The sequence below is a fragment of the Streptomyces sp. NPDC107528 genome, assembly GCF_055639295.1.
Genome location: NZ_JBVKAV010000009.1, coordinates 109385 through 126924, shown reverse-complemented (window position 1 = coordinate 126924; position 17540 = coordinate 109385). Strand labels below are relative to the sequence as shown.

Sequence of the window (17540 nt, the reverse complement as noted above, 5' to 3'; positions counted from 1 at the left end):
CGCCCGCCGGGCCTGTTGACGGGACACGAGTACGCCAGCGACGATCGGCGCCATGCCTCGCGGACCCGCCCTGGGCGCCCCCGCACTCTCCGAACCCCTCAGCCGGGAGCGGCACCGGCTCCTGCACACCGTCCACGACCGGCTCGAAGACGTGGCGAAGACCGCCGTCGCGGTGATGCGCACGGAGATCCCGTCGTACGCGCTCCAGGACGAGCGGTTCTTCGACGACGTACGGGACCAGGTCCTCACGCACTACCGGATGCAGCTGGCGGCGCTGGCCGGCGACCAGGACATCGCCCCCGAAGACCTGGTCTTCAGCCGCGCGGCAGCCATGCGCAGAGCACGCGCGGGGTTCGCCCTGGAGGACTGGATCAGTGCCTTCCGGGTGGGCCGGCAGGTGTTGTGGGACGAGCTGCTGGACTGCGCGGGCACGTCCGCCGAGGCGCAGCAGGCCGCGCTGTCCCTCGTCACACCGCTGATGCGGTACGTCGACTACGCCAGCACCCATGCCGCGCAGGCCTATGTCGAGTACCAGCAGCATGTGGTCGCCGACGCGGACCGGGAGCGCCGGGATCTCCTGGACCAGCTCCTGGCCGGCGCGGCACCGGCGCGCGGTCCGCTGCTCGCCGCGGCGCAGGCGTACGGCATCGGACCGCACTCGCCGATGATGGCGGTCGTGGCGGTGTGCGTCGGCGACACCCGCACCGGCGACCTCACCTCGGCCGAGCAGGGCTACGCGACCAGCGCGTCCATCGGCGTTGCCGGTCCCTGGGCCGGCCGGACCCTGGTCGTCGTACGCCACGGCGAGGTGGTGGCCGTGCCCGTGGTCCGCACCGGCATGGACGCGGAGGACATCTGCGCCCACTTCGAGGCGGTACAGCAACGGCTCGCGCGAGAGGGAACCATGCTGTCCATGGGCATCAGCACGGTCGCCCAGGGCGCCGGCGAACTGCCGCGCGCCTACGAGGAGGCACGGGCGGCCCTCGACCTCGTGCCGAGCGGGGGCGGGGTGGCGGCACTGCCGCGGCTGTCCCCGTTCGACTACCTGGCGCTGCGCGCCGACGACCTCGCCCGACAGCTGGTCGATCCCCGCGTGCGTGCGCTGCTGGAGGAGGACCGCGGACGTGGCGACACGCTGGCGGCCACCATACGGGCCTTCGCGGAGGCCGACCTCAACCTGCGGCTGGCCGCCGACCGGCTGCGGGTGCACCACAACACGGCGCACTACCGATTGCGCCGGATCGAGGAACGCACCGGGCGCAATCCGCGCCGGATCGCCGACCTCCTGGAACTGCTGGTCGCCCTCGCCATCCGCGACGGGGCCGGGGAAGGTGGGGATTGCCGGTGAGCCGCATCGTGGAGTCTGCCGGGACCGAGGCGCTGCGTCAGCCGGCGGACGGGCAGGACGGAATGGACCGGCCGGAGGCAGTCACCGGGGAGCACCGAACGGTCCGCAGTGCGCTTCTCGACGCAGCGCTGGAGGTGTTCACCGAGCGCGGTTACGCCGACGCCGGTCTCGCCGAGATCGCGGCGCGCGCCGGCATCCCGGTGGGCAGCCTCTTCCAGCACTACGGCGGAAAGCGAGGGCTTTACCTCGCCCTTTGGGAGGAGTTCCGGGAGGAACAGGAGCGCCTGACCGCAGCCACGCTGACCGCCGAGCGAGGCCGTGGCGTGGACGACCCCATCGCCCTCTTCGTGGCGGGGGCCAGGGCGTACCTGGAGGGTGCCTGGGACAACCGGCGGCTCGGCAGACTCATCGCGGAGGACGACGGACCCGCGGGGTTCGACGCCCTGCGCCGCCAGTGGGACCGCGCGTGGGTACGGCGCAACGCCCGGCTCCTGGAGGTGGACGAGAAGCGACGTGCCGGCCGGGTTCGGGTGAGAGTGCTGACCACGGTGATCGGCGGTGCGGCACGCGAGCTGGGCGACTGCGGGGACGAGACGGAGGCCCTGGAGATCGTGGACGAGGTGTGCGGCATCCTGATCCATCTGACGGCACCGACTGGCTGAAAACGCCCTGAGCGCGGCGGGCGGCGGGCGGCGGGCGGCGGGACGAGGCCACAGCCCGACGACAGCCGAATCCCGGCCACCGAATCCCGGACACCGGGCACCGGCTGCTGGGCCAGGGCCGGCGCTCCGGGCGCGGCGGCGGGGGCCCGCGCCCACGCCGGGTCCGGCGTACGGGTGGTCAGATGCCTGCCATGTCCGCGACTTCGTGGGCCTTCGCCACCAGTGCGTCGATGCGCGCAGCGGTCGGGGTCCCGGACGCGGCCTTGTTCCGCGGTTCGTCCATAGCGCGGCGCATGACGCCCTCCCCGATGATCGCCACCTTCCACAGTCCCATCGCGTGCCAGTAGCCCAACGCCGTCAGGTCGCGCCCCGACGCCGCCGAGTAGGCCGCCACGAGTTCGTCGCGGGACGGGAAGCCGTCGAGAGCCGTCGCGACGAAGTCGCTCAAGGTGTTCTCACTCCTGGCCGGCCAGTAGGCCAGGAGGCTGCCCATGTCCGCCAACGGGTCTCCCAGTGTCGACAGCTCCCAGTCGAGCACCGCGCTCACCTCCCCGCTGTCGTAGGAGGTGATGACGTTGCGCAGATGGAAGTCCCCGTGCACGAGCGTCAGTTCGCACTGCTCCGGCACAGCCGCGACGAGTCGCCGGGTGAGGTCCTCCAGGACGGGCAGCTCGCGGGTCCTGGACCTCTCCCACTGGGCCGACCACCGCTTGAGCTGACGCTGCGCATACGGCTTGTGGCTGGCCAGACCGGTCAGCCCGGCCGCCTCGAGATCGACCGCGTGGATCTTCGCCAGCGTCCGCGGCAACGACATCCCGATCGCCCGGCGGCGCTCGGGCGTCAACGACCGCGCGATCGACATCGTGTCGACGACCTCGCCGTCCACGAACTCCATGAGCAGCAGCGGGACATCGGTCACGACGGGATCATCGGTCAGCCCAAGCACTCGCGGGGTCGGGACGGCGGTGCTCTCCAGGGCCCTCAGAATCCGCGCCTCGCGGGCCACGTCGTGCGCCGAGGCCAGCAGTCGACCCAGTGGCGGGCGCCGCAGCACCCATCTGCGGCCGTCCTGGTCCTGTACGAGATACGTCAGATTCGACTGGCCCAGCCCGATCCGCTCGAAGGCCATGGGCCCGGCGAAGTCGACGCCGAGGGTGGCGAACCAGCGGCCCACCGCCCCGGCGTCGATTCCGAGAACGTCCGCGCTAGACACCGACGCCGGCTCCCTGCCTGAACGAGAGCGCGTCACCGAGCAGTTGCCCCCCGTCGATCACCATGGTCTCGCCGGTGATCCAACTCGCGGCGTCCGAGACGAGGAAGGCGACCGCGGAGGCGATGTCGGCAGGCTCCCCTATGCGGCCCAGCGCCACCGAGGCGGATACCGCCTGCTCGTGCTCCTTCCACAGAGCCTCGGCCAGCTTCGTGCGCACCACACCCGGTGCCACGGCGTTGACGCGGACCTTCGGCGAGAGTTCCATGGCCAGTTGCCTGGTGAGATGGATCAGGGCGGCCTTCGAGGCGTTGTACAACCCGATGTTCGCCTCGGAGGCCAAGCCGCCCACCGACGCGGTGTTGACGACCGCGCCGCCGTGCTCCCCCATCCAGGCCCGCGTGGCCAGACCCGTCCACAGGACGGGCGCCCACAGGTTCACGTCGAAGGTCTTCGCGAACCGACCGTGGTCCTGGTCGATGACCGGCCCGAACGCCGGGTTGGTCCCCGCGTTGTTGACGAGGATGTCCAGGCTGCCGAAGCGCTCCAGCGTCAGATCCACACAGCGCTGGGCCGCCTCTTCGTCGACCGCATGCGCACCGATACCCACCGCCGTGCCCTTGACCTGGGCCGCGGCGGCGTCCGCCGCTTCCTGGGACCGGGAGGTGAGGACGACGTTTCCGCCGGCCGCGGCGATGGCCTGGGCGACCGCCAGCCCGATACCGCGTGAGGCCCCGGTGACGACGGCGGTGCGACCGGTGAGATCGAGTCCTGTCACGTCAGTTCACCGCCGCCGTCGCGTCGCGGTACTGCCGCAGTTCCTGCTTGGCGATGGCCCGCTTGTGAACCTCGTCGGGACCGTCCGCGAGCCGCAACGTCCGCAGATGCGCGTACATCATCGCCAAGGGGAAGTCGTCGGTCACTCCGGCTCCCCCGTGCACCTGAATCGCGCGGTCGACGATCTTCAACGCGATGTCGGGGGCGGCCACCTTGATGGCCGCGATCTCGGTGCGCGCTTCCTTGTTCCCGACCGTGTCCATGAGATAGGCGGCCTTGAGCGTGAGCAGGCGGATCATCTCGATGTCGATACGCGCTTCCGCGATCCAGTCCTGGATGTTGGACCGTTCGGCGACCGGACTGCCGAAGGTCACCCGTGACTGTGCACGCCGGCACATCAGTTCCAGCGCCCTCTCGGCCGCGCCGATGGCCCGCATGCAGTGGTGGATACGACCGGGCCCGAGCCGGGCCTGGCTGATCGCGAAACCCTCGCCCTCGCCCTTGAGCACGTCCTTGGCCGGCACCCGGACATCCTCGAAGATGATCTCCGCATGGCCCTCGCGATCCGCGTACCCGAAGACCGGGAGGTTCCTGACCACAGTGACCCCGGGGGCGTCGATCGGAACGACCATCATCGACTGCTGGCGATGTGGGGCCGCCGTGGGGTCGGTCTTGCCCATCACGATGAGCACCTTGCAGTTCTTGTGCATCGCGTTCGAGGCGAACCATTTGCGGCCGTTGAGCACGTACTCGTCGCCGTCACGCTCCATCCGCAGCTCGATGTTGGTGGCGTCGGAGCTGGCGACACGCGGCTCGGTCATCGCGAAGGCCGAAGCCATCGTTCCGTCGAGCAGGGGCTTGAGGTACTTCTCCTTGTGCTCGTCGCTGCCGAAGAGCGTGAGCACCTCCATGTTGCCGGTGTCGGGCGCGTTGCAGTTGCAGGCCTCGGAGGCGATGTGGCTGCGGCCCATGATCTCCGCCAGCGGCGCGTACTCGAGGTTGGTCAGCCCGGGGCCCCAGTCCGGGTGCGGGTGGAACAGATTCCACAGTCCACGCCTGCGCGCCTCGGCCTTGAGCTCCTCGATGACCGGCGGCTGGAAGTGCGGGTCACCCGACGCGCGCATCTGCTCGTCGTACACCGCCTCGGCGGGGTAGACGCGTGCATCCATGAACTCGAGCAGATCCGCCTGGTACTTCTTGGCGCGGTCCGACATCTCAAACAGGGACATCCGAACTCCTGACGGGTAGGGAGGGAAAGGTGGGCGGGCGCTTGTCCAGGTGACTGGCCACGCCTTCGACGACGTCGGAGCCGCGGAAGGCCTGGAGCATGAGGTCTTCCGCCCGGCTCACGGAATCGGCGTAGGTGCCGTGCGCGTCGTTGCTCAGTTGGCTCTTGATGACGGCCATGGATGCCGGGGAGCAGCGCCTCGCCAGGTCGGCGGCGTACGCGACAGCGGCATCCACCACGTCGGCGGTGGGGACCAGGTGGTCGAGGAGTCCGACCCGGAATGCCTCCTCGGCATCCACCATGCGACTCGACAGCAACAGGTCCGCCGCCCGGCTGTGCCCCACCAGCCGGGGCAACAGCCAGGAGATCCCGTACTCGGCGATCAGCCCGCGTTGCGCGAATGCCGTGGTGAACCGGGCCGAGGGCGAGCCGAAACGGATGTCGCAGTAGAGCGCCTCCACCATGCCAAGGCCGGCGGCCACCCCGTTGATCGCTCCGATCAGGGGCTTGCGCAGGGTTCGCGGAACGTCCCGCGGACGGCGCCGTGCCCTGTCCGCCTCGGCGACCTCGCCGGCCGCCCGCAGCAGTTGCAGGTCGGCTCCGGCGCAGAATCCGCGGCCCGCGCCGGTGACCACGACGGCACGTACGTCAGGGTCGTCCTCGGCGGCGTCGAGCAGCGCGAAATAGCGGTCCTCGAGTTCGTCGGTCCAGGCGTTCAGCTTGGCGGGCCGGTTGAAGGTGAGCACCAGCACAGGTTCTCGGTGTTCGGCGAGGACGAGCTCGCCCGGCGCGCCGGTCATGCCTGCGCCAGCAGGGAGCTCTGGTACCGACGCATTCCGCGCAGCCACCGGTCGTAGTCCGAGCCCTTGTGCCGGTACATCTCAAGCACGTCTTCGTGCGGCAGGACGAGAAAGCGCTCGTCGTCGATTGCGGCCAGGACGGCGTCGGCGACTTCGGCCGGCTCCAGGACGTCACCGGCGGAGGTGACGGCCCGCGTCGCGGCTCTTCCCAGCGCGTCCCCGGATTCCTCCCCGGCAGACAGCAGCTTGGTGTTCACCCCCATCGGGCACAGACAGCTGACCCGGACCCCGCGATCGCCGTAGGTGACGCTCAGCCATTCGGCGAAGGCGACGGCCGCGTGCTTGGTGACGGCGTACGTGGCGGAGCCGATCTGGGTGAGCAATCCGGCTGCCGAGGCCGTGCTCACGAAGTAGCCCTCACCGCGCTCCAGCCACCGCGGTACCAGCAGCTTTGCCGCACGGATGTGGGCTCGTAGATTCACGTCGATCGAGTGGTCCCAGTCCTGCTCGCTCGCGTCGAGACCGGGCGCCCCGGCGATGCCCGCGTTGGCGAAGTAGAGGTCGACCGGGCCGAACGTGCTCTCAGCCAGGTCGACCAACTGCTGGATCTGCTCGGTGTCCGACGCGTCCGCGCCGGCGCTGACGGTGCTTCCCGGATGGTCGGCGTTGACGCTCTCCGACACCGCCCGCGCGCTGTCCGCGTCGAGATCCGCGACGACGACCCGGGCGCCTGCGCGAGCGAGCCGTGCGACCAGCGCACTGCCGATGCCTGCGCCACCACCGGTCACGACGGCGACTCTTTGTGCAACGTTCACAGCGAACCCTCTCGGTGGCGGGGCGTGCGAGGCCGGGGGCCGGCCCGGAGATCGTGGGGCCGTGTTCTACTGAACTGTATACTTGAATCCGACGTCAAGTTCAATAGAGCAGGCGGCGCCGCGCCAAGGAGAACCATCTGAACGGCCCCTGCGGAGGAGGCGAGAAAAGGAGAAGCACCCGGCGGTGCCGGGTGCTGTGAGGCAGGTGGTCCAGCCGCCGGATCAGCGGTGGCCGGGGAAGCGGAGAGCGTTCGCCCAGAGCCGGGTGACCGTGGAGACGAGCTCCTCGAAGTCCGACGGCGTACCTTCTTCTTGGCGTCCGCCGATCACGAAGGCGTTGTAGGCCATGACGCTGACCATGCCCGACAGCGCACGGGAGGCCATCATCGGATCGACCTCACGGTCTGCTGCACCCCGCGCCTGCAGGTCGGCGATGCCGCGGGCATTGCGGCGGATGAACGCGTCGGCGCGCCGGCTTCGGAACTCACGGAACTCCGGCTCCACTTGGGCGACCTGCTCGAGCAGGCCCATCAGCTTCGCGTTCCGTTTGTATGCCTCGAGGTACGCGCGATTGCTCGCCTCGAGTACCGCATAGGGATCGTCGGTACCCTGCACCCGGCGCATGCCGGGGTGCATCATGTCCTCCTGCGCCTCCAGGAGGACGGCGGCGAGCACCTCCTCCTTGTTGGCGAAGTAGGTGTAGAAGGATCCCGCCGCGCACTGGGCTTCTTTGGTGATGTCGGTCAGGCGGGTGTCGAGGTAGCCGTCCCGTTCGAACACCTTCCGTGCGGCCTTCACCAGTGCGGCCCGCGTCCGAGCTCCGCGCTTCGTCGTGGGCGGCTCGCGAAGGTGCGAGAGGGGCGCCATGGGTGGCGCTTCGTCGCCGTCGGTCTCCTCGGGAGCAGTGGTGTCCATCCCGGAAACTGTACTTGAATCCGACACCATGCTCACAATCCGTAAGGTCGGGGCGTCACAATCCGTAAGGTCGAAACGCTCAGTGACGGCCGGCGGCGATATCGACGTTCGGCACGTCACGGGTCAGAACGGTACGGTCGATGGACCGCTTGAGAATCTTCCCGGTCGGGCCCTTGGGCAGCGCGTCGACGAACCGGACGATACGCGGGATCTTGTAGGCGGACAGCCGCTCTCGTGCCCATGCCGACACCTCGGCGGCACCGAGCTCGGAACCGGGACGGGCCGCGATGAGCGCGGCGACCTCCTCGCCGTAGTGCTCGTCGGGAACGCCGATCACGGCTGCCTCGACGATGTCCGGATGCTCGTAGAGAACTTCCTCGACCTCGCCGGGATAGACGTTGTAACCACCGCGGATGATCAGGTCCTTGAGACGGTCGACGATGCGCAGGTCCCCGTCTGTGTCGGTTTCACCGAGGTCACCGGTCCGGAACCAGCCGTCGGAGATGGCCGCGGCGGTGTCCGCGGGGCGGTTCCAGTAACCCCGCATCACCGTGGGTCCCTTGATGTGCACCTCGCCGACGCCGCCCGGCGGGCACTCGTTGCCGTCGTCGTCGCGCACCTGAACCTGCATCCGCGGCACTGCCCTGCCGGTGTACCCCGTCCTGCCTCCGCGGTCGAGGTCGTTGAAGGTGCCGAACGCAGTGGTCTCGGTGAGCCCATACCCTTCGAGGATCGTGCAGCCGAAGCGGGCCTCGAAGGCCCGGGCGATCTCCCCGGGAAGCGACGCGCCGCCGGAGACGGCGACACGGAGCCCGGCGAAGTCCGCCGGGCTCGCATCACCCGCCGCGTGCAGCAGCGCGTTCCACATGGTCGGCACGCCGGCCACGATGGTGAGGCGGTCGCGGCGCAGCATGTCCAGCATCGACACCGGGTCGAATCGGGCCAGCAACGACATCGAGCCGCCCACGGTCAAGGTCGCCATCATGACCGATGCCTGGCCGAACACATGGAACAGCGGGAGTCCGGTGCCGGTACGGTCGGCGCTCGAGGCACGACTGCACTCGGCGCCGATCTCCCCGGCGGACAGCAGGTTCCCGACAGTGAGTTGGGCCCCCTTCGGCCGCCCCGTGGTTCCCGAGGTGTACAGGATGGCCGCGGTCTCGTCGCGGTGCCGATCGACGACACCGACAGGAGCAGCGGCGGCCGACGCGCCCGGGGACAACGTCCATGAGGGCTTTGAGAGCGCCGCGGCCGCCTCCGCGACAGCGGGGCCGAGGGCGTGCCATCGAATCGCCAATGAGCATCCGGCGTCGCCGAGAACGTACTCGGCCTCGGCCCGGGTGGACATCGTGTTGACCGGCACCACGACACAACCCGCGGCCTGAATCCCGAGGTAGGCCACCACGAACTCGGGCACCGACGGCACCGCGAGCAGCACCCGGTCCCCCGGGGACAGGCCTGCGGCGACCAGGGCGCCCGCGTACCGCTTACTCGCGTCCCGCAGCCGAAGGTAGGTCCACTGATCCGTGGCGCCGCGCAGTGCGATGTTGTCGGGAGTTGCGGCCGCGTGGCGGCACACAGGATCGAAGACGCTGGTCATGGGGTGCCTTCCGGGACGAGAGCAGGTGATGGTGCGGCTCGCACCTCTCCGATGGGTTGACTTGGCCCGGCTTCGGCATCAAGTCCTCGGGCGGTGCGGCCGGATGACCGACCTCACTGCGCCCGCTCGGTGGATCGTCAGGTGGTGATCCCGAAGCGTTCGGCGAGTTGGCGACGGGTGTCGGCGGCGCTGGTGTGCAGTACGCCCTCGATTCCGATCCGCGCCGCTCCGTCGAGGTTCTGCTGCAGATCGTCGATCATGACCGCCTCCTCGGGGTCCATGCCGAGGCGTTCACATGCGATCGCGTAGATCCGCCGGGAGGGCTTGCGGATCCCGACCTCGGCGGAGATGACGATCACGTCGGCGACAGCGGCGAGTTCGACCCCGTCGTAGGTTCCGTTACCGAAGGAATTGGACACGAGCGCGACGGGACGGCCGGCGGCTCGGAGATCACCGAGCAGCGCGAGCATGTCCTGGTCGATCGACATCGCCGCCTGCATACGGGCCGTGAGCCCTTCGGCCACCACGTCGGCGCCGTGCGCACGGAGCCGTGCGGCGAATCCTCGCTCGAAGGCTTCGGCGTCGATACGGCCGCACTCGTGGTCGGCAAGCAGGGTGCGTGATGCCTCGTCCCTGCCGAGGAGGTCAAGCGGCAGGCGCGGGTCGCCGCCGAGCGAGGCGCCGAAGTCGGTGAAGGCCCGCAGCACACTGGAGGTGATGACCCCGCCGAAGTCCACGAGGACCGCGGTTCGCGCCTTGTCCGTCACGGTCGACACCTCAGGCAACCTCGAACAGTCCGGCTGCGCCCATTCCGCCGCCGACGCACATCGATATCACCACATACCGGACACCTCGGCGCTTGCCCTCGATGAGGGCATGCCCCACCAGTCGGGCACCGGTCATTCCGTATGGATGACCGACCGAGATGGCGCCGCCATCGACGTTGAACCGCTCCGGGTCGATGTGCAGTTCGTCGCGGCAGTACAACGCCTGGGAAGCGAACGCCTCATTGAGTTCCCACAGGCCGATGTCGTCGATGGTGAGGTCGTGCTGCTTCAGCAGCTTCGGAATGGCGAACACCGGCCCGATGCCCATCTCGTCCGGCCCGCAACCGGCAACGGTCATACCCCGGTAGACGCCCAGCGGTTCCAGTCCTCGGCGCTCGGCCTCCTTCGCCTCCATCAGCACCGACGCCGAGGCCCCGTCCGACAACTGCGAGGAGTTGCCCGCCGTGACGCTGGAATGCCCGCTCACCTGACCGTCCGGCAGCACGGGCGCCAACCCGGCCAAGCCCTCGAACGTCGTCGACGCGCGGTTGCCCTCGTCCCGGGTCAGGGTCACGGTCTCGTCCCGCACCTCCCCGGACTGCTTGTCCAGGACCTTCTTGACGCTGTCGAGCGCGACGATCTCCTGGTCGAACCGGCCGGCGTCCTGCGCGGCAGCGGTGCGCATCTGTGACAGCAGCGCGAACTCGTCCTGGCGTTCCCGGCTCACGCCGTAGCGCTCTGCGACGATCTCCGCCGTGTGCAGCATCGGCAGGTAGATGTCCGGCGCGTGCTCGACCAGCCAGGGATCCGCCATGCGGTGGGTGTTCATGTGGTCGTTCTGCACCAAGGAGATCGACTCGACACCGCCGCCGACAGCGACCTGCATTCCGTCCGCGACTATCTGCTTGGCAGCCGTCGCCATGGCCATCAGACCCGACGAGCACTGCCGGTCGATCGTCATCCCCGACACGATGGCCGGAAGTCCGGCACGCACAGCGGCCTGCCGCGCGACGTTGAAACCCGAGGACCCCTGCTGCACGGCACAGCCGAAGACCACATCCTCGACCTCACCTCCCTCGAGCCCGGCGCGCTGCACCGCGTGCGAAAGGGCATGGGCGGCAAGTTCCTGCGCCTGGGTGTCGTTGAACGCGCCGCGGTACGCCTTGCCGATCGGCGTCCGTGCTGTCGAAACGATGACTGCTTCCCTCATGTCGCCTCGCTGTTTCCTGTCGGTCCGGTTCGTCCGGGCCCTCCGGCCGGACCTTCGAACGCCGCGAGCCGGGCTCGATTGCCGGTAAAGGGTGCCGCCGCACGCCAACTGCGGCGGGGAGAGGGCTCATTGACCGACTCCTTGACCGACTGGACACGCCATGGCCGCAGGGGCCAGGGGTCGGCCTTCCGACCGGTTATAGTTGAATTCGGCGTCAGGTTCAACCATGCCTCGGTCTTGACAGCCCGCCCCCGCGCCGGGAAGGTACCGACCAGTCGGTATAGATATCGGTACAGAGAGGTGGGCCGTGTCCCAGCTGAGCATCTCCACGGGTGCGGGTCTGTTCGATGCGATCGCGGCGGGACCGCCCGATGGCCGCCCGGTGCTGCTGCTGCACGGCTTTCCGCAGACGGGTCTGGTGTGGCGACGGCAGATCGAGGCCTTGGCCGCGCACGGCTACCGGGTGGTGGCACCCGACCAGCGTGGGTACTCCCCCGGCGCCCGCCCCGAACGGCCCGAGGACTATCGCATGGGCCTTCTCGTAGACGATGTGGTCGCGATCAGTGAGGAACTGGGCTGGGCGGCGTTCGACCTGGTCGGCCATGACTGGGGAGGCGCGGTGGCCTCGTGGACCGCGCACGCCCACCCCGACCGCGTACGCACCCTGACGGTTGTCTCGACCCCGCACCCCGGCGCTCTGGCCACGGCCCTGCGCACCGACCAGGATCAGCGCAAACGCTCCCAGTACATGATCGACTGGCGCGACACACCCGCGACCGAGGAGCGCATGCTCGCCCACGGTGCCCAAGAGCTTCGGGATGTCTACGCCGGAAAGGTCCCGCAAGACAGTGCGGACGCCTACGTGCGCCACCTCTCCCAGCCGGGCGCTCTCACCGCGGCGCTGAACTGGTACCGGGCCGGCCGCCCCGATGGCGCGATCGACGTCATCAACCTGCCCACGCTGTACGTCTGGAGCACGGAGGACAGCGCGTTCGGCCCGGCAGCCGCGCAGGAGACCGAGCGATGGGTCAACGGGCCGTACCGGTTCGAGAACCTCCAGGGCGTCAGCCACTGGATCCCCGAGGAGGCGCCCGAAACGCTGAGCCGGCTACTGCTCGAACACCTGCAAGCGCACGGCGAGTACTGAACCCACAGCGAATTTCCCGTTCGTCGACTCTCCGGAGAGGTGACCCATGGAGACTGCGCGCGCGGCCTGGCGCCGCCTCGAGCCCGTCCACGCAATGATCTACTTCGTCCCCGAGGGGAGGCTACGGTACGCGGACCTCGGCCTGAGCGCTCGCGCCGGGTACTTCACCTCCAGGAGCGCCGCGTTCGGCCGCGCATCCGCCGAGCTGGTCATATCGACCTTCTACAACTTCAACCCCGACGTCGTACGGCGGGCGGTCGATGGGGCCTGGGACGCAACTACGCCGCAGCAGGTGCTGGACGCGCGGTACGCCGCGGCCGGCGAAGCCCTGCGACGGGCGGGAATCCACGAGTTGCCCAACTTCGACGAGGTGCTGGTGCTGACCCGCCGGGCTGCTGAGGCGGCCCGCGAACACGCGCAGGGCCGCCCGCTGTTCGCCGCGCATGCCGCACTGCCCTGGCCGCAGGAGCCGGTACTGCAGCTGTGGCATGCTCAGACACTGCTCCGGGAGTTCCGTGGAGACGGCCATGTCGCGTGCCTGCTGAGCGAGGGCGTCTCAGGCCTGGAGGCCCTGGTTCTGCACGCCGCGACCGGTGAGGTTCCCGTCGACTTCCTCAAGGCGAGTCGTGCATGGCCCGAGGAGGAGTGGGCCGGCACCCAGGAGCGCCTACGCACGCGAGGTCTCCTCGACGGCGACTCCCTCAGCCCGGAAGGCGCACGCCTGCGCCGGCACATCGAGGACCGCACCGACCGCCTGGCCCTCCCCGCCTACGCCGTTCTGGGTGAGGCGGACTGTGAGCGTCTCGCCGAACTCGCCAGTCCCTTCGGCCGCGCCGTCGTCGAAGCCGGCCTGCTCAAACTCGGCTGACCGGGCCCTCATCCCTCCGCCTCCTGCTTCATCCGCTGGAACCAGCGGCCATACCCTGGGAGAAGGCCGTGTCCGCGACAGCCGACGTACCATGACGCGGGATCGTCTGCCCCTCGGAGCCCGTTGCGCAGGGCGGGCATGGGCGTTGCCCGCACACTCCAGGTAGGAAGAAGTAGTCGGCCCACCACATGTGCGCCTGACCTAGGTCTTCCTACCCTGTGCCACGCCTGGTCGGGTGTCGGCCCTCGCTCTCTGTCCTGGACGACTTCTTCGAACTGGGCGGGGACTCTCTCCGGGCCGTAGGTCTGATGGCGGCGGTGAGGAGGAAACTGAACGTGTTGTTGCCCGGCGCCACGTTCTTCTCCGCACCGACTATCCGGTCGCCGGCGGACGGCACGGGAGTCGCGCGCCGTCGCGTAACGGGCGAAGAGGTGTCCGGCCGGTACCGATGTTCGCCCGTCCGTGAGCCGCTGAGCCATCGCTCCGCGAGCAGGCATGGTGGTCTGATGCATAGCCAGGCGCCGAACTATGTTGCCCCACCACATGTGCGCCTGACCTGCACGTTTCTACGGTGTGCGAATACCTACCCGTCCCCACCGCACACGAGGAAGTGGCGAACATGGCCTCCGCAACAACCGCTCCCCCACCACCCGGGAACCTCAAGCGCATAGTCGCCGCCAGCCTCATCGGCACCACCATCGAGTGGTACGACTTCTTCCTCTACGGCTCAGCCGCCGCCCTCGTCTTCAACAAGCTGTTCTTCCCGGACTCCGATCCGCTCGTCGGCACGCTGCTGTCCTTCCTTACGTACGCCGTCGGATTCGCGGCCCGGCCGCTGGGTGCGCTGGTGTTCGGGCACTACGGTGACCGGCTCGGCCGTAAGAAGCTGCTGGTGTTGAGTCTGTTGCTGATGGGTGGGGCGACCTTCGCGATCGGGCTGTTGCCGACGCACGCGACCATCGGCACCGCCGCGCCCGTGCTGCTGACCGTGCTGCGCCTGGTGCAGGGCTTCGCGCTCGGTGGTGAGTGGGGCGGGGCCGTGCTGCTGGTGTCCGAGCACGGGGACGCGCGGCGGCGTGGCTTCTGGGCCTCGTGGCCACAAACCGGAGCTCCCGCAGGCCAGTTGCTGGCGACCGGCGTGCTGTCGCTGCTGACTGCCGTGCTGTCGGACAGCGCCTTCGTGAGCTGGGGCTGGCGGATCCCCTTCCTGCTCTCCGGTGTGCTGGTGATCGTCGGTTTGTGGATTCGTCTGTCTGTCGATGAATCGCCGGTCTTCAAGCAGGCGTTGGCACAGGCGGAGGCACGCAAGGTCGCACATGCGGACACGGCCGAGAAGCTCCCGCTGGTCTCCGTACTGCGGCACCACTGGCGTGATGTGCTCGTGGCGATGGGTGCGCGTATGGCGGAGAACATCAGCTACTACGTCATCACCGCCTTCATCCTCGTCTACGCCACCACCTCGGCCGGCATCTCCAAGCAGACCGCCCTCAACGCCGTACTCATCGCCTCCGCCGTGCACTTCGCCGTCATTCCGGCCTGGGGTGCGTTGTCGGACCGGATCGGCCGGCGCCCCGTCTACCTGCTCGGCGCGGTCGGCGTCGGGCTGTGGATGTTCCCGTTCTTCTCGCTCATCGACACCGGCAGCTTCGGCAACCTGATCCTCGCCGTGACCGTGGGGCTGGTCCTGCACGGCGCCATGTACGCGCCCCAGGCCGCCTTCTTCTCCGAGATGTTCGCGACCCGGATGCGCTACTCCGGTGCCTCGATCGGCGCGCAGTTCGCCTCGGTCGCGGCGGGCGCCCCCGCACCGCTGATCGCCACCGCCCTGCTGGCCGACTACGGCAACTCCACCCCGATCGCCTTGTACGTCATCGCCGCTGCCGTCCTCACGGTGATCGCGGTCGGGCTGGCCAAGGAGACCCGCCACCGCGATCTGGCCGACATCGAGCCCGCGGACGACGCGGAGCCTGCGGAGGCCCGGCCGGCGGACGCGCACACCGTCTGAAGCACCACGGACGTTGGCCCGGGAACTGGCCCCCGTACGCCTGCGCGTGCGGGGGTCAGCGCTGCGCCGGTGTGGACAACCGGTGCAGGCGCAGGGCCAGTTGTACCTCCAGGGCGCGGGCGGGGCTCTGCCAGTCGCCGCCGAGGAGGCGACCGACGCGTTCCAGGCGCTGGGCGACCGTGTTCACGTGGACGTGCAGCTCGTCCTTGGTGCGGGCCGGGCTCATCCCGCAGGCGAAGTACGCGTCGAGGGTGCGCAGCAGGTCGGTGCCGCGGCGGTCGTCGTAGGCGACGACCTTGCCGATCGTGCGGTCCACGAAGCCGGCGATGTCGCGGTCGCCGGCCAGGAGCAGCCCCACGAACCCGAAGTCCTCGGCGGCGGCACCGTCCCCACAGCGGCCGAGCAGCCGCAGGGCGTCCAGGCAGCGCCGGCCTTCCTCGTAGGCGGCGGTCACCGCGTCGGGGTGGGCGACCAGGTTCTCGACCGGGGCCGAGGCACCGACCGTGACCGCCTCGTGGACGGCCGTGCCGAGATGGCGGGCGGCGCGGCGGGCCAGCGCGGTGGCCGTGTCCGATGCTTCGAGGGGGAGCAGCAGGACCGTGCCGCCGTCGCGGGCGGCGGCCAGACCGTGCCGGGTCGCGGCGAGGTGGGACGCGGCGGACCACAGGCGTCTGCGGGCGGCTGCCTCCTGGTCGGCGTCGGCCACGGTGGCTTCGAGGCGGGCGGCGAGGACGACGTGGGTGGCATCGAGGTCGGCGGCCAGCCGCGCCGCGCGCTCGCGCAGCAGACGAGGGTCGCGGTCGCGGGCGTCGAGCAGGTCGTCCAACAGCTCGCCCCGGACCCGCTGTTCGGCCTCGGCGGCGGATCGCCGGGCGAGCAGCAGAAGGGAGGTGACCATCGCTGCCCGTTCCAGAGTGCGCTGGTCGACGGGGTCGAGGCCCGGGTGGCCGCGCAGGACCAGCGCGCCGAGGAGTTCACCGCCCGCGGCCACGGCGGCGATCCAGTCGGCTTCGTGTCGTACCGCGTGGCCTTCGACGCGGGAGACCTCCAGCGCCCTGGCCGGTGCGGCGGTGGCCTCCTTGAACTCGACCGTGCCGTCGAGGACTTCGGAGACGGCGGCGGCCACGTCGTGCACACCGCCGCCGCGCAGTACGAGTTCGGCGAGCCGGTCGTGCACGTCCGAGGCTCGTTCGATGACTCCGCTGCGATCACGGATGATCTCGTTGGCCCGCTCCAGGTCGGCGAGGGCCGAGCGGGTCTCGGTGAGCAGGTTCGCGGTGTCGATGGCGGCCGCGGCGAGGGCGGCGAAGGAGCCGAGCAGCGCGATCTGCTCCCGCTCGAAGACCCGGGCGCGCCGGTCCGCGGCGAAGAGGACGCCGATCACATGGTGTCCCAGCATCAGCGGCACTCCCAGAATGGCGACCAGTCCCTCGTCCCGCACGCCGGAGTCGATGGCGAGGGTGTGCTGGAAGCGCTCGTCCTTGAAGTAGTCGTCGGTGACATACGGGCGGGCGGTCTGTGCGACCAGGCCGCCGAGGCCCTCCCCCATGCCGAGCCGCAGTTGCTGGAAGCGGGCGGCGACCGAGCCCTCGGTCACCCGCATATAGGTGTCGCCCTTGGCCGGGTCGTTCAGGCTGAGGTAGGCGACGTCCGTGCCGAGCAGCGACCGGGCACGTTGCACGATCGCCTGCAGTACGGCGTCCAGGTCCCGGAGCCCGGCCAGGTCATGGGCCGTCTCGAAGAGGGCCGACAGTTCGGCTTCTCGCCTGCGTCGCCCTTCCAGTTCGGAGCGCACACGCAGGGCGAGCAGCTTGGCCTGTTCGAGCGCGGCGATCTGCTCGGTGGCTCTGCCCTCGGCGCGGGCGAGCAGCACCGGCTGCTCGTAGGCGTCGGCGGACGCGCCCCGGGCCAGCAATTCGAGGAACGGCGCCTCGGCACTGCTCGGGACCGCCTCGGCGCTGCTCAGGGGCGCTCCGTCATCGGCGGCGGAACGCTCGGCGGGCTGCACGTGATCGCGGGACATGCCGACAGGATTACTCATCGCACCGCCACCTCGTCAGCCCTGTGGATAACTCGGAGCTCCACCGGCACCGGCCGACCACCAGTACGACCGACCTGCACGGCCGTTCACCACGCCCCATCTCAGCCCATCCGATCACCGTGCCCGACCTCAGCCCGTCCGATCACC

16 protein-coding genes are annotated in these 17540 nt (G+C 69.7%); 6 read left to right on the top strand and 10 right to left on the bottom strand.

Annotation, left to right across the window (positions count from 1 at the left end; all coding sequences use genetic code 11):
* The first annotated feature begins 52 nt into the window (after window positions 1-52).
* Both ACZ7L5_RS27685 and ACZ7L5_RS27680 read left to right on the top strand, forming a co-directional pair.
* On the top strand, window positions 53-1348 hold the full coding sequence (locus tag ACZ7L5_RS27685; protein WP_471519669.1) for a PucR family transcriptional regulator: 1296 nt from the start codon (window positions 53-55) through the stop codon (window positions 1346-1348).
* The gene (locus ACZ7L5_RS27680; protein ID WP_471519667.1) at window positions 1345-2010 is read left to right on the top strand and encodes a TetR/AcrR family transcriptional regulator; all 666 of its coding nucleotides are present in this window, start codon (window positions 1345-1347) and stop codon (window positions 2008-2010) included. Before ACZ7L5_RS27685 ends, ACZ7L5_RS27680 begins: the two co-directional genes overlap by 4 nt.
* 178 nt (window positions 2011-2188) lie before the next feature.
* On the opposite strand, the gene ACZ7L5_RS27675 is transcribed toward ACZ7L5_RS27680, so the two are convergent.
* From ACZ7L5_RS27675 to ACZ7L5_RS27635, 9 genes are all read right to left on the bottom strand, one after another.
* Window positions 2189-3223 carry a phosphotransferase family protein gene (locus tag ACZ7L5_RS27675; RefSeq protein WP_471519666.1) on the bottom strand — a complete coding sequence of 345 codons (1035 nt, stop codon included), beginning with the start codon at window positions 3221-3223 and terminating at the stop codon, window positions 2189-2191.
* On the bottom strand, window positions 3216-3998 hold the full coding sequence (locus tag ACZ7L5_RS27670) for an SDR family oxidoreductase (RefSeq protein ID WP_471519664.1): 783 nt from the start codon (window positions 3996-3998) through the stop codon (window positions 3216-3218). The genes ACZ7L5_RS27675 and ACZ7L5_RS27670 overlap by 8 nt, the downstream gene beginning before the upstream one ends.
* Before the next feature lies 1 nt (window position 3999).
* Window positions 4000-5226: an acyl-CoA dehydrogenase family protein gene (locus tag ACZ7L5_RS27665; RefSeq protein ID WP_471519662.1), complete on the bottom strand. Its 1227-nt coding sequence runs from the start codon at window positions 5224-5226 to the stop codon at window positions 4000-4002.
* The gene (locus ACZ7L5_RS27660) at window positions 5213-6025 is read right to left on the bottom strand and encodes an enoyl-CoA hydratase-related protein (RefSeq protein WP_471519660.1); all 813 of its coding nucleotides are present in this window, start codon (window positions 6023-6025) and stop codon (window positions 5213-5215) included. Before ACZ7L5_RS27660 ends, ACZ7L5_RS27665 begins: the two co-directional genes overlap by 14 nt.
* Window positions 6022-6813, bottom strand: a complete 792-nt coding sequence (locus ACZ7L5_RS27655; protein WP_471519658.1) for an SDR family oxidoreductase — start codon at window positions 6811-6813, stop codon at window positions 6022-6024. The genes ACZ7L5_RS27660 and ACZ7L5_RS27655 overlap by 4 nt, the downstream gene beginning before the upstream one ends.
* 249 nt (window positions 6814-7062) lie before the next feature.
* Window positions 7063-7785 (bottom strand): TetR/AcrR family transcriptional regulator, encoded by a 723-nt coding sequence (locus tag ACZ7L5_RS27650; RefSeq protein WP_471520190.1) that lies wholly within the window; start codon window positions 7783-7785, stop codon window positions 7063-7065.
* Between the two features lie 49 nt (window positions 7786-7834).
* A complete protein-coding gene (locus ACZ7L5_RS27645) occupies window positions 7835-9355 on the bottom strand; it encodes a class I adenylate-forming enzyme family protein (RefSeq protein ID WP_471519656.1) in 1521 nt (506 codons plus the stop codon).
* A gap of 137 nt (window positions 9356-9492) precedes the next feature.
* Window positions 9493-10122, bottom strand: coding sequence for an HAD family hydrolase (locus ACZ7L5_RS27640; protein WP_471519654.1), 630 nt, complete (start codon window positions 10120-10122; stop codon window positions 9493-9495).
* 10 nt (window positions 10123-10132) lie between these two features.
* Entirely contained in the window at window positions 10133-11332 is a 1200-nt protein-coding gene (locus tag ACZ7L5_RS27635) for an acetyl-CoA C-acyltransferase (protein ID WP_471519653.1), read from the bottom strand.
* A 307-nt stretch (window positions 11333-11639) separates the two neighbouring features.
* Between ACZ7L5_RS27635 and ACZ7L5_RS27630 the strand changes: the two genes are divergently transcribed.
* The 4 genes from ACZ7L5_RS27630 to ACZ7L5_RS27615 all read left to right on the top strand — a co-directional run bounded on the left by ACZ7L5_RS27630 (window position 11640) and on the right by ACZ7L5_RS27615 (window position 15352).
* On the top strand, window positions 11640-12479 hold the full coding sequence (locus ACZ7L5_RS27630) for an alpha/beta fold hydrolase (RefSeq protein WP_471519651.1): 840 nt from the start codon (window positions 11640-11642) through the stop codon (window positions 12477-12479).
* A 46-nt stretch (window positions 12480-12525) separates the two neighbouring features.
* Window positions 12526-13347, top strand: coding sequence for an SCO6745 family protein (locus ACZ7L5_RS27625; protein ID WP_471519649.1), 822 nt, complete (start codon window positions 12526-12528; stop codon window positions 13345-13347).
* A 218-nt stretch (window positions 13348-13565) separates the two neighbouring features.
* A complete protein-coding gene (locus tag ACZ7L5_RS27620; protein ID WP_471519647.1) occupies window positions 13566-14018 on the top strand; it encodes an acyl carrier protein in 453 nt (150 codons plus the stop codon).
* Window positions 13967-15352, top strand: a complete 1386-nt coding sequence (locus ACZ7L5_RS27615) for an MFS transporter (RefSeq protein ID WP_471519645.1) — start codon at window positions 13967-13969, stop codon at window positions 15350-15352. Before ACZ7L5_RS27620 ends, ACZ7L5_RS27615 begins: the two co-directional genes overlap by 52 nt.
* A gap of 55 nt (window positions 15353-15407) precedes the next feature.
* Here ACZ7L5_RS27615 and ACZ7L5_RS27610 read toward each other — a convergent pair whose 3' ends face one another.
* Window positions 15408-17375 (bottom strand): helix-turn-helix domain-containing protein, encoded by a 1968-nt coding sequence (locus ACZ7L5_RS27610; RefSeq protein WP_471519643.1) that lies wholly within the window; start codon window positions 17373-17375, stop codon window positions 15408-15410.
* Between the last annotated feature and the right edge of the window lie 165 nt (window positions 17376-17540).